Raw genomic sequence first — 12723 nt, 5'->3', positions numbered from 1 at the left:
GACCTCCCGATAAAAACTCCCTCTACAGCCCGCCCTGCCTGCACCGCGCGCTCACTTTTCGAGATTCCCCTTGTCTGCCGCCCTGTCCACCCTCCAGAACGTTTTTGGCTATGCCTCCTTCCGGGGCCCCCAGGCAGCCATCGTGGACCAGGTGGTGGCGGGCGGCGATGCGCTGGTGCTGATGCCCACCGGGGGCGGCAAAAGCCTGTGCTACCAGGTGCCCGCCATCGTGCGCCAGCAGGCCGGACAGGGCGTGGCCATTGTGGTGTCGCCGCTGATCGCGCTGATGCACGACCAGGTGGGCGCGCTGCACGAAGCCGGGGTGAGTGCGGCGTTCCTGAATTCGTCCCTCAGCTACGACGAAGCCCAGCAGGTGGAATGGCAGCTGCAAAGTGGCCAGCTGACCCTGCTCTATGCCGCCCCCGAGCGGCTGGTGACGCCGCGCTTCCTGGGCCTGCTGGATGACCTGCACGCCCAGGGCCAGCTGAGCCTGTTTGCCATCGACGAAGCGCACTGCGTGAGCCAATGGGGCCATGACTTCCGCCCCGAATACCGTGCCCTGTCGGTGCTGCACGAGCGCTATGCCGGCGTGCCGCGCATCGCGCTGACGGCCACGGCCGATGCGCTGACGCGGGCCGACATCGTCGAGCGCCTGCATCTGGAACAGGCACAGCAGTTCGTCAGCAGCTTCGACCGGCCCAACATCCGCTATACCATCGTCGAGAAAAAGGATGTGACGCAGCAGCTGCTGCGCTTCATCCAGAACGAGCATGCGGACGAAGCCGGCGTGGTGTACTGCCAGTCGCGCCGCCGGGTGGAGGAAATCGCCCAGACCCTGCAGCAGGCCGGCATCAACGCCCTGCCCTACCACGCGGGCTTCCCGTCCGAAGTGCGCCAGCAGCACCAGGACCGCTTCCTGCGCGAAGAAGGCATCGTGATGGTGGCCACCATCGCCTTCGGCATGGGCATCGACAAACCCGATGTGCGCTTTGTGGCCCACGTGGACATGCCCAAGAACATCGAGGGCTACTACCAGGAAACCGGCCGCGCCGGCCGCGACGGGCTGCCCGCCCATGCCTGGATGGCCTATGGCCTGAGTGACGTGGTCAACCAGCGGCGCATGATCGACGAAGGCGGGGCCGAGGAAGAGTTCAAGGCCGTGCTGCGCAGCAAGCTCGATGCCCTGCTGTCGCTGGCCGAAGCCACCGACTGCCGCCGCGTGCGCCTGCTGCAGTACTTCGGGGAAACCTCCAGCCCCTGCGGCAATTGCGACAACTGCCTGCACCCCCCCACCGTGTGGGACGGCACGGACGCCGCGCGCAAGCTGCTGTCCACCATCTACCGCGTGCACGAGATGAGCGCCCTCACCTTTGGTGCCGGCCACATCATGGACGTGCTGCGCGGCAAGGACACCGACAAGGTGCGCCAGTTCCTGCACGACAAGGTCTCCACCTTCGGCATCGGCAAGGGCTACAGCGAAACCCAGCTGCGCGGCGTGATGCGCCAGCTGCTGGCCACCGGCGCTCTGGGCCTGCACAAGGTGACCAGCGAAAACAGCGGCCATGTGTTCGACACCCTGTGCCTGACCAGCGGCTCCCGCGACGTGCTGCGCGGCGAGGTGCAGGTGCAACTGCGCGAAACCGTGGCGGCGGCCCGCAGCCGCAGCACCAAGCGCGGCGTGCAGCCCAATGCCGCCGCCGCCAACCTGGGCCCGGATGCGCAGGCGCGCTTCATCAACCTCAAGGCCTGGCGTTCGGAAGTGGCCAAATCGCACAATCTGCCGGCCTATGTGATCTTCCAGGATGCCACCTTGGCCGCGATCGCCGAGCAATGCCCCGGCTCGCTCCAGGCCCTGGGCAGCATCAGCGGCATCGGCAGCAAAAAGCTGGATGCCTACGGCGCGGAAGTCCTGCGGGTCATCGGCGGCCCCTCGGTCTGAGGCCCGCCTGCGGGCACCGCCCGCCGCCCCCGCAGGCGGCGATCGGGAAACCTGCTAATACCCGCACACCGGCAAACCCGCCATACTGCCCCGCTACTGCTGCTGGGAGGTATGACGATGGCTTCTGACGACACCCACGAGGTTTTCAACCAGGTCGATGAACCGTGCCAGCAGGCACCGCTGCAGCATGATGCGGCCCTGCTCCACGCCGTGCAGCAGGACCACGCCAGCTGGGCCCTGCCCTCGCTGCAGGACTACGCCCAGCGCGTCACCTCGCCGGCCACCTGGCAATGGGCCCAGCTGGCCAATACCCATGCCCCCAGGCTCCAGGCCTTCGATGCCCGCGGGCGGCGCACCAACACCGTGCACTACCACCCCTGCTGGCATGCCCTGCTCACGCTGTACCGCGAACAGGGCCTGGTCGGGCTGCCCTACGAGAACACCCGCGCCGGCCGCTGGACCGCCTGGGCAGCGGGCTTCTATCTGCACGGCCAGGTGGAACAGGGCTCGCTGTGCCCCGCCACCATGACCACCGCCGCCATCGGCGTGCTGCGCCACGAGACCGCGCTGTGGCCCCACATCAAGGCCGGGCTGCTGTCCCGCCACTTCGATGCCCAGGACCGTCCCTGGCCCGACAAGCAGGCGCTGTGGGTGGGCATGGGCATGACGGAAAAACAGGGCGGCTCCGACGTGCGCGCCAACACCACGCAGGCCGTGCCCGACGAGGCATCCGGGCGCGGCCAGGCCTACCGGCTCACGGGGCACAAATGGTTTTTCTCGGCGCCGATGAGCGATGCCCACCTGGTGGTGGCGCAAACGCCCGACGCCGGCCCCGCCTGCTTCTGGGTGCCACGCTGGCAGCCCGACGGCACGCGCAACGCCGTGCACCTGCTGCAGCTCAAGGACAAGGTGGGCAACCGCAGCAACGCCAGCAGCGAGGTGGAATTCCATGGCGCCTACGGCCTGCTGCTGGGCGAGCCCGGCCGGGGCATTCCCACCATCATCGAGATGGCCACCACCACCCGCCTGTGCTGCGTGCTGGGCAGCAGTGCCATCCTGCGCCAGGCGCTGGTCCAGGCGCTGCACCATGCCCAGCGCCGCCAGGCCTTTGGCAAGCCGCTGGTGCAGCAGCCGCTGATGCGCAGCGTGCTGGCCGACCTGGCGCTGGAAAGCGAAGCCGCCACCATGCTGGCCATGCGCCTGGCCCGCGCCTTCGAAGCCTGCGAAGGCGCCGACCCGGCCCCGGCAGAGCGGGCCTGGAAACGCCTGATGACACCGGCCGCCAAGTTCTGGGTCTGCAAGCGCGCGGTCGAGGTGGCAGGGGAAGCCATGGAGGTGCTGGGCGGCAACGGCTATGTGGAGCCCGCCGTGGTGGCACGGCTGTTCCGCGAAGCGCCGGTCAACAGCATCTGGGAAGGCTCGGGCAACATCATGTGCCTGGACATGCTGCGTGCGCTGGGCCGGGAGCCCGAAGGCAGCCAGGCCCTGCTCGCCCACCTGATGGATGCCGCCGGGGAAGACAGCCACCTGCTGACCGAGCTCCATGCCCTGCAGGCCCTGCTGCACCGCCCCCCTGCCGAGCAGGAGCTGCTGGCCCGCCTGATCGCCCAGAAGCTGGTGCTGGTAGCCCAGGCCTGCCTGCTGCGCCGCCATGCCCCGTCCTGGGTGGCCGACGCCTTCATCGCCACCCGCATCGTGCACGGCAGCGCCCGCGTGGTGGGCGCCATCGACGCCCGTACGCTGGATGTGGCGGCGCTGCTGGAACGCGCCTTGCCGGCCTGAACCCGCGCCACCCAACCGTTCCGTGCGCCCACCGCCCGGACCGCACTGTGGCGCCCGGCAGACACGGGGCGGGGTCCGCGCAGCCTCTGTGGGGCGATGCGCCCGCATGGAATTGCAGAGTCCATAGAATACGAACAATTCTTATTCATAGGCTCCAGACTTTTCCATGTCCGCTTCCCTCAGCGCTGCAGCCCATACCCTGCAGACGTTCTACCTGCAGCACCATGGCTGGCTGGTGGCGCGGCTGCGCCGCAAGATCGGCTGCCCCTGGGACGCGGCGGATCTGGCGCAAAGCACGTTTTTGCGCGCCTGGACGGCGCCCGGTCCGCCACTGGACCAGGTGGCGGAGCCCCGCGCCTATCTGACCACCATTGCCCAGCGCCTGCTGTCCAACCACCTGCGCCGGCGCCAGATCGAACGCGCCTACCTGGAGGCGCTCGGCGCCCTGCCCGACCCCGTCGCACCGCCCCCCGATGTGCAGCTGATGGTGCTGGAAACCCTGGTCGCCATCGACCAGTTGCTGGACGGCCTGCCCGCCGTGGCCCGCCAGGCCTTTTTGCTGTGGCGGCTGGAAGAGCTGACCCAGGAAGAAATTGCCCAGCAGCTCGGTCTCTCCCGCACCACGGTACGCCGCCACCTGGCCACAGCCGCCGAGCGCTGCTACTTCGGCATGGGGGAGTGAGATGGACCAACCGGCTCCCCCTCCTCCGGCTACGGCCACCATCCCGCCTGCCGTGGCCCGTGCCGCCGTGCACTGGCTGCTGACCCTGGACGATGACAGCGCCCCACCCTCCGAACGCACCCGGCAGCAATGGCAGCGCTGGCTGCAGGCCGACCCGCTGCATGCCCAGGCCTGGCAGCGCATCGCCACCCTGGATGCACAGTGGCAGCAGCAGCTGCTGCACGGCCTGCCGGCCTCGGTCGCGCGCCAGGCCTTGACCGCGTCCGGCCACGGCCGGCGCCATGCCCTGCGTCTGGCACTGCTGCTGACGGCCGGCACCGGCGGCCTGCTGGCCTGGCAGCAGAGCGGCCTGGGCCAGCCCCACTGGCAGCGCCTGGCGGCCGACCTGGCCACGGCCACGGGGGAGCAACGCAGCCGCGAGCTGGCCGACGGCACGCGGCTGTGGCTCAACACCGCCACGGCGGTGAACCTGCACTACAGCGCCACCGAACGCCTGATCGTGCTGCGCGCCGGTGAAATCCTGGTGCACAGCGCGCCTGACAACACCCCGGATGCCACCACCGGCCAGCCACGTCCGCTGCGGGTGCGCACGGCCGAAGGCCTGGTGCGCGCCATCGGCACCCGCTTCACGGTGCGCCAGCACGCACAGCACACCAGCGTGGCGGTGCTGGAAGGCGCGGTGGAGCTGCGCCCGGCCCAGGCTCCGCAGGACGCGCTGCGCCTGGAAGCCGGAGAGCAGGCCACGCTCGGACGCAGCCAGGCCGGTCCTGCCACCCCCTTGGCCGAAGGCGCGGGGGCCTGGCACGACGGCATGCTGGTGGTGAACGACATGCCCCTGCCCGACTTCCTGGCCGAGCTGTCGCGCTACCGCTCCGGCCTGCTGCGCTGTGCCCCCGATGCCGCCGGCCTGCGGGTCTCGGGCGCCTACCCCCTGGCCGACACGGACCGGGTGCTGAACGCCCTCACCCGTGCCCTGCCGGTGCAGCTGCAAGCGCGCACCCGCTGGTGGGTCACGGTGGAACGCCGCAGCTGACGCCGGCAATTCACTCCGAATTGCATAGCAGACCAGGCTTTCCTGGAAAACATCTGCGGCCTTCTTCTCAAAAATCGGCAAAAAAACCGGCCATTTCCGGCCCCTTGCGTGTCAAGCCCCTCAGACGGACTGCGCCCACGCGCCAGCCCTGCTTTTTGCCTATCCACCGAGGGATTCCACCGCATGAACCGCCGACCGCTTCACCCCCAACCCACCGCCACGGCGCGGGCCACCCAGTTGCTGTGCGCCAGCCTGATCGCCTGCGCCACGGCCCTGCCCGCCCTGCCGGCGCTGGCCCAAACCAGCACCGCCCAGGCACAGCGCAACTACACCATCCCCGCAGGCACGCTGGCCTCGGCCCTGAACCGCCTGGGCCGCGAATCCGGAGCACTGATCAGCTTTGCCCCCGATCTGGTGGCCGGTCTGCAGACCAGCGGTGCCCAGGGCACACAGGGCGTGGCCCAGTCCCTGGCCGCCCTGCTGGCCGGCACCGGCCTGGAAGCCGTGCCCGACGCCAGCGGCGCCTACGCGCTGCGCCGCATCCCCGAAGCCGCCCAGCGCAGCAGCGGCGGCGCGGCCACGCTGGCTGAAGTGAAGGTGACGGCCGCCGCCACGGTGGCGGACGGGACCACCGAAGGCACGGGCCGCTACACGGCCGCAGGCCCCAGCGGTGCCGCCACCGGCTTGGCGCTGACGCTGCGCGAGACCCCGCAGTCGGTCACCGTCTTCACCCGCCAGCGCATGGAAGACTTCAAGCTGCAGACGCTGACCGATGTGATGGAGCAGACGCCCGGCCTGACGGTGAGCCGCCAGAACCAGATGGTCACCTACAACGTGCGGGGCAGCACCGCCAACCTGCAGGTGGACGGCTCGCGCCAGCTCTCCAGCGGCTGGGGCTTCAACACCCACACGCTCTACACCATGGACGACCTGGCCGACATCGACCGCGTCGAGGTGCTCAAGGGCTCGTCCGGCCTGATGAATGGTGACGGCAACTACGGCGCCACGATCAACCTTATCCGCAAGCGCCCGACCAAGGAATTCCAGGCCCATGTGGAGGCCAGCGCCGGCAGCTGGGACAGCTACCGCGCCGATGCCGACATTGCCGGCCCGCTGAATGCCGAAGGCAGCCTGCGCGGGCGGCTGGTGCTGTCGGAAAAGCGCGCCCGCGGCTTCCGCGACTACGAGGACTCCAGCGGCCGCATGGTCTACGGCACGCTGGAATACGACCTCTCGCCCGACACCCTGCTGAGCGCCGGTGTCACCTACCGCGAACGCTCGCTGCACGGCTCCGGCGCCACCACGCCCCTCCAGGCCTATTCCGGTACCGGCGCCTTTGTGGGCTGGATGCCGCGTTCATACAACAACGGCGCGCGCTGGGCCGGCTACGAGCAAAAAGGCCTGAACCTGTTCACCCGGCTGGAGCACAACTTCGGCCAGGGCTGGAAGGCCAAGCTGCAGCTGGTGCACGAGGAAATCGACGTGCCCGAACAGCTGCTGGGCTATATGAACAACGCCCTGCCGGGCGCCGTGAACTTTGGCCGCTATGGCGAGAACACGACGCGCAACCAGAGCATCCAGCTGGACGTGCAAGGGCCCTTCTCCCTGTTCGGCCGCCAGCACGATCTGCTGCTGGGTGCCGGGGCCTCCAAGAGCCGCATCAATCTGCAGCGCGGCGGCGGCGACAACACCACGCTGGGCGCGCTGGGCCTGGACTATGCCCAGGGCGGCGGCGCGCTGCCGAATGTCAACCTCAGCGGCCTGACCTACTCCGACGACCTGTTCAGCCGCAAGCGCAACTATGTCTATGCGGCCGGCCGCTTCAGCCTGGCCGACCCGGTCAAGCTGATCGTCGGCGCCCGCGCCACCAACTACGACCAGAAAGATGTCTCCGACGTCAGCTGGTACAACTACGACCTGCACGAACGCGGCGTGGTGACCCCGTATGCCGGGGTGGTGGTGGATGTGGCCCGCGACGTGTCGCTGTATGCCAGCTACGCCAGCATCTTCCAGGCCCAGAGCGCCAAGAACGCCAGCGAACAGACGCTGCCGCCGGAAGAGGGCAAGACCTACGAGATCGGCGCCAAGGGCGAGTTCTTTGACAAGCGCCTGAACGCCAGTGCCGCCTACTTCTGGATGAAGACCGACAACACCGCCGAAACCGTGGGCCAGACGCCTGCGGGCGAGACCATCTCGCGGGCGGTCAGCGGCGTCACGCGCCGCGGCTGGGAGCTGGAGCTGTCCGGTGAGCTGGCCCGCGGCTGGCAGTTGCAGGGCGGCTTTGTGATGAACAGCAGCACGCTGGACTCGTCCAGCACCACGCCCAAGTACCAGTTCAAGCTGGGCACCACCTACCAGTTCCGCGATTCGGCCCTGCAAGGGCTGACCGTGGGCGCGGCCACCCGCTGGCAGAGCGACATCTCCACCAGCCGGGGGGCGACCACGCTGCGCCAGGACGCCTACTGGCTGGTGGATCTGATGGCCCGCTACCAGGTCGACCGCCACTGGAGCGTGGCCGCCAATGTGAACAACGCGCTGGACAAGCGCTACTTCGCGGGCGTGACCAACTTCAACGCCCAGGGGCTGTTCTACACCTGGGGCGCACCGCGCAGCCTGAACCTCAGCGCGCGCTACGACTTCTGACGCAGCGCTGCCTGCGCGGCCGAAGGCGGCGCAGGCAAACGGCACAGAAGCCGTTGGGGGGAGCCTGCCCGGCGCCAAGGCCGGGCAGAGCGCTATCGGCGACCGGCGCCCCATGCGCAGCGCACCGGCGCTCGCTATGCATGGCTGCCGATGGCAGCGGCAGTGCGGCAGATATGGCAATCTGTCAGACTTTGCCGCCTGCCCTTTCCGCACCCGCCCGACCATGCTGACCTACGCCGATATCCAAGCCGCCGCCACCCGACTGCGTGACCAGGTGCTGCAAACGCCCTGCGTCGAATCCGAGACGCTCTCGCAGATCGTGGGCGCACAGGTGTTCCTCAAGTTCGAGAACCTGCAGTTCACGGCCTCCTTCAAGGAACGTGGCGCCAGCAACCGGCTGCAGCTGCTGAGCGCCGAGGAAAAGGCGCGCGGCGTGATTGCCATGAGCGCCGGCAACCACGCCCAGGGCGTGGCCTACCACGCACAGCGCATGGGCCTGCGTGCCGTGATCGTGATGCCGCGCTTCACCCCCGGCGTGAAGGTGGAGCGCACCCGTGGCTTTGGCGCCGAAGTGGTGCTGCACGGCGACACCCTGGAGGAGGCGCGCCAGCACGCCTTCCTGCTCTCCAAGGAACAGAACCTGACCTTTGTCCACCCCTTCGACGACGAGGCCGTGGCGGCCGGCCAGGGCACGCTGGCCCTGGAAATGCTGGCCGTCCAGCCCGACCTGGACACCCTGGTGGTGGCCATCGGCGGCGGCGGCCTGATTGCCGGGGTGGCCACGGCCGCCAAGGCGCTCAAGCCCGGCATCCGCGTGGTGGGGGTGCAGACGCAGCGCTTTCCGTCCATGCTCAACGCCGTGCAGGGCACGGACCTGCCCATGGGCCAGTCCACCATCGCGGAAGGGATTGCCGTGGCCACGGCCGGCACCATCACCCGCGAGGTGGTCAAACGGCTGGTGGACGAGCTGCTGCTGGTGGATGAAGGCGATATCGAGCAGGCCGTGCTGATGCTGCTGGAGATCGAGAAGACCCTGGTCGAAGGCGCGGGCGCTGCCGGTCTGGCCGCCCTGATCCGCCACCGCGAGAAGTTCGCCGGCCAGAAGGTGGGCCTGATCCTGTCCGGCGGCAACATCGATCCGCTGCTGCTGGCCGCCATCATCGAGCGCGGCATGGTGCGCTCCGGCCGTCTGGCGCGCGTGCGCGTCAGTGCACGCGATGTGCCCGGCGTGCTGGCCCAGATCACCGCCACCGTGGCCGCCGCCGGCGCCAACATCGAGGAAGTCCACCACCAGCGCGCCTTCACGCTGCTGGCCGCGCAGAACGTGGAAATCGACTTTGTGCTGCAGACCCGCAACCAGCAGCATGTGGAACAGGTACTGGAAGCGCTGCGGGCAGCCGGCATGCAGGCAGCCCGCGCCTGAGATCCTTGGGTACCGTGGCGCCCCGCCCCCTGGCTGTGGGGCGGAGTGACGGCCCCCGGCGGTGGAGCCGGCCTGCCACGCCCCCGGACCTGCGCCGTGGATAACCCTGTAGCCGGGCCGTGGCGTCCCTTCCACAATGGCAGGACGAACGAGGTCTGCGTGGCGCACCCGCCACCTGGTTGTCCGACTGCCCGCAAGGAGTGAACGCATGAGCCATGACCCCGCTGCCCACGATGCGCAGCCCCAGATCAATCCCGACGACGCCGCCGAGGCGGTGGTGCCCCTGATTCCCATCGTGCTGCCGCTGGTGGGGGCCGTGATGATGTTCCTACTGGCCTTCATCGCCGTGAACATGGCGTAAACGGCACCCGCCTTCGAAAACTGCCCCGCAAGGGGCTTTTTTCATGCCGGCGAATTTCTGCTTTATGCATATCTTTATGCATATGAGACATAGTTTTCCGGGTTGTCCCACTGGCTTTTTACAGCCGCCTTCCTAGAATGACTTTCCCGGCGCCGGTCATCGGCTGCCTGATAGCGCCCGCAGTGCCCTTATGGACGAGCTGCTTTGCCCAACCGCCCCTTGTTGGTACGCCCCGCGCGTGCCCGGTTCGGCAAAACCGTTTACCCACTATCAGGAGATCCTTCGATGAACGCCCTCGCCCCCCAGGCCCTGCAGCTGCAGGCGCCCGCCTTCGTGAAAAACCCCAAGCTGATCGCCTGGGTGGCCGAAATGGCCGCACTGTGCAAGCCCGCCCGGATCCACTGGTGCGACGGCTCGCAGGAAGAGTACGACGCCCTCTGCCAGCAGCTGGTGGACGCCGGCACGTTCAAGAAACTCAACCCCGCCAAGCGCCCCGGCAGCTTTCTGGCCTGGTCCGACCCGTCGGACGTGGCCCGCGTCGAAGACCGCACCTACATCTGCTCGGCCCGCAAGGAAGATGCCGGCCCCACCAACAACTGGATGGCCCCCGCCGAGATGCGTGCCACTTTGCAGCCGCTGTTTGACGGCTGTATGACAGGCCGCACCATGTATGTGGTGCCGTTCTCCATGGGCCCGCTGGGTTCGCCCATTGCCCACATCGGCATCGAGCTGTCCGACAGTGCCTATGTGGCCGTCAACATGCAGATCATGACCCGCATGGGCAAGGCCGTGTACGACGTGCTCGGCACCGACGGCGAGTTCGTGCCCTGCGTGCACACCGTGGGCGCGCCGCTGGCGGCTGGCGAAACCGACCAGACCAGCTGGCCTTGCAACCCCACGACCAAGTACATCGTCCACTACCCCGAAACGCGCGAAATCTGGTCCTACGGCTCGGGCTACGGCGGCAATGCCTTGCTGGGCAAGAAGTGCTTTGCACTGCGCATTGCCTCCACCATGGGCCGCGACCAGGGCTGGCTGGCCGAACACATGCTGATCCTGGGCGTGACCAACCCCGAAGGCCAGAAGTACCACGTGGCGGCGGCCTTCCCCAGCGCCTGCGGCAAGACCAACTTCTCCATGCTGGTGCCGCCCACCGGCTTCGAAGGCTGGAAGGTCACCACCATCGGTGACGACATCGCCTGGATCAAGCCCCAGGCCGATGGCTCGCTGCGCGCCATCAACCCCGAAGCGGGGTATTTCGGTGTGGCTCCGGGCACCAACCTGCTGACCAACCCGAACTGCATGCAGAGCCTGGACAAGAACGTCATCTTCACCAACGTGGCGCTGACCGATGACGGCGATGTGTGGTGGGAAGGCCTGGAAAAAGACCAGGGCAAGCTGCCGGACCATCTGATCGACTGGAAGGGCCAGGACTGGACCCCGGCCATCGCCAAGGAAACCGGCGCCAAGGCCGCCCACCCCAACGCCCGCTTCACCGTGGCCGCGACCAACAACCCCGCGCTGGACGAAGCCTGGGACGACCCCAAGGGCGTGAAGATCGATGCCATGATCTTCGGCGGCCGCCGCTCCACCACCGTGCCGCTGGTGACCGAAGCCCGCAACTGGACCGAAGGCGTCTACATGGCCGCCACCATGGGTTCCGAGACCACGGCCGCCGCCTTTGGCGCGCAAGGCGTGGTGCGCCGCGATCCGTTCGCCATGCTGCCGTTCGCCGGCTACAACATGAGCGACTATTTCCAGCACTGGCTGAACCTGGGGGCCAAGATCGAAGCCCAGGGCGCCACGCTGCCCAAGATCTTCACCACCAACTGGTTCCGCAAGGACGCCGACGGCAAGTTCGTCTGGCCCGGCTACGGTGAGAACATGCGCGTGCTGAAGTGGATGATCGACCGCATCGAAGGCCGTGCCCAGGGCCAGCAGACCGCGTTCGGCGTGGCCCCCACCTATGGCGAAATCAACTGGACCGGCCTGGACTTCAGCGCCGACCAGTTCGCCAGCGTGACCAGCATCGACAAGGCCGCCTGGAACGAGGAAATGCAGCTGCACACCGCCCACTTCGACCAGCTGGCCTACAACCTGCCGCAGGAACTGCTGGCCACCAAGAAAGCGCTGGAAGCCCGCCTGGCCGCCTGAAGCCGTTGTTCCAAACAGGTGCCTCGTATGCAGATGCTTCCGGTGTCTGCCTGCCACAGGCGCCTGCAAAGCCAAAGGAGCGTGCAAAGCACGCTCCTTTTTTCATGGCATGAAAAAAGCCACGGCCTGGTGGGCGGTGGCTTTCGACAGAGGGGCTGCAGCGGGTGCCGCAGCCGGCGCGGAACGGGAATCCGCGTATCAGCGTTCCTGGCGGTCCATGGCGCGGGCCAGGTCGGCCATCAGACGGGCGTCCTGCAGGGCCATGTTCCAGGTGCGTTCATCTTCTGCTGCCATGCGGCGGCTGTGTTGCCAGGCGCGCAGGCCCTGGCGCAGCGACACCAGGCTGCGGCGCACGGAGGACATGCTCAGTGCCCATCCGGCCAGCGCCAGCACCCACAGCAGCATGCCCACCAGCAGGGCCGAGCCTTCGCCGGCCGACGCAAATGCGGCCAGCAGGGCCATCACGGCCACCAGGGGCCAGACAAAGGAAAAATGTGCGGAACGGCGCACGGGGGCAGCCGCTTCCTGGACCGGGCGGTATTCGGCGGTCAGGGAAATTTGCTCGGCACCGGGGTGCACGACACAGTAAGAGTTGTAGATGAAATTGCTCATGGCAGTAAAACCCCTGGGAACATCGCTTGTGGCGAAATGCTGGGCGATGGAAGAACTATAGGGTTTACCCCATGCTTGTTCAAATTTATATTTT

The 12723-nt window shown here is 67.9% G+C and carries 9 protein-coding genes; 8 read left to right on the top strand and 1 reads right to left on the bottom strand.

The genetic code is table 11. The features are described from left to right. Window positions 1–70 precede the first annotated feature (70 nt). The 8 genes from recQ to CT3_RS00335 all read left to right on the top strand — a co-directional run bounded on the left by recQ (window position 71) and on the right by CT3_RS00335 (window position 12017). Complete coding sequence (gene recQ, locus CT3_RS00365) at window positions 71–1939, top strand: DNA helicase RecQ (RefSeq protein ID WP_066538612.1); 1869 nt, start codon at window positions 71–73, stop codon at window positions 1937–1939. Between the two features lie 117 nt (window positions 1940–2056). Further along, window positions 2057–3721, top strand: a complete 1665-nt coding sequence (locus CT3_RS00360; RefSeq protein WP_066538611.1) for an acyl-CoA dehydrogenase family protein — start codon at window positions 2057–2059, stop codon at window positions 3719–3721. Window positions 3722–3887: 166 nt separating this feature from the next. Beyond that, window positions 3888–4403 (top strand): sigma-70 family RNA polymerase sigma factor, encoded by a 516-nt coding sequence (locus CT3_RS00355; RefSeq protein WP_066538609.1) that lies wholly within the window; start codon window positions 3888–3890, stop codon window positions 4401–4403. 1 nt (window position 4404) lies between these two features. Next, window positions 4405–5436 carry a FecR domain-containing protein gene (locus tag CT3_RS00350; RefSeq protein WP_083520485.1) on the top strand — a complete coding sequence of 344 codons (1032 nt, stop codon included), beginning with the start codon at window positions 4405–4407 and terminating at the stop codon, window positions 5434–5436. Between the two features lie 183 nt (window positions 5437–5619). Then, window positions 5620–8079, top strand: a complete 2460-nt coding sequence (locus CT3_RS00345) for a TonB-dependent siderophore receptor (protein ID WP_083520484.1) — start codon at window positions 5620–5622, stop codon at window positions 8077–8079. A gap of 223 nt (window positions 8080–8302) precedes the next feature. Next, the gene (locus CT3_RS00340) at window positions 8303–9502 is read left to right on the top strand and encodes a threonine ammonia-lyase (RefSeq protein ID WP_066538604.1); all 1200 of its coding nucleotides are present in this window, start codon (window positions 8303–8305) and stop codon (window positions 9500–9502) included. A 208-nt stretch (window positions 9503–9710) separates the two neighbouring features. Continuing rightward, the gene (locus tag CT3_RS21090) at window positions 9711–9863 is read left to right on the top strand and encodes a hypothetical protein (protein ID WP_172591880.1); all 153 of its coding nucleotides are present in this window, start codon (window positions 9711–9713) and stop codon (window positions 9861–9863) included. A gap of 285 nt (window positions 9864–10148) precedes the next feature. Further along, a complete protein-coding gene (locus tag CT3_RS00335; protein WP_066538603.1) occupies window positions 10149–12017 on the top strand; it encodes a phosphoenolpyruvate carboxykinase (GTP) in 1869 nt (622 codons plus the stop codon). Between the two features lie 198 nt (window positions 12018–12215). Here CT3_RS00335 and CT3_RS00330 read toward each other — a convergent pair whose 3' ends face one another. Next, window positions 12216–12629, bottom strand: coding sequence for a hypothetical protein (locus CT3_RS00330; protein ID WP_066538602.1), 414 nt, complete (start codon window positions 12627–12629; stop codon window positions 12216–12218). Between the last annotated feature and the right edge of the window lie 94 nt (window positions 12630–12723).

It is taken from the genome of Comamonas terrigena NBRC 13299, from assembly GCF_006740045.1.
Classification (GTDB): Bacteria; Pseudomonadota; Gammaproteobacteria; order Burkholderiales; family Burkholderiaceae_C; genus Comamonas; species Comamonas terrigena.
This window is presented reverse-complemented; position numbering and strand designations above follow the sequence as displayed.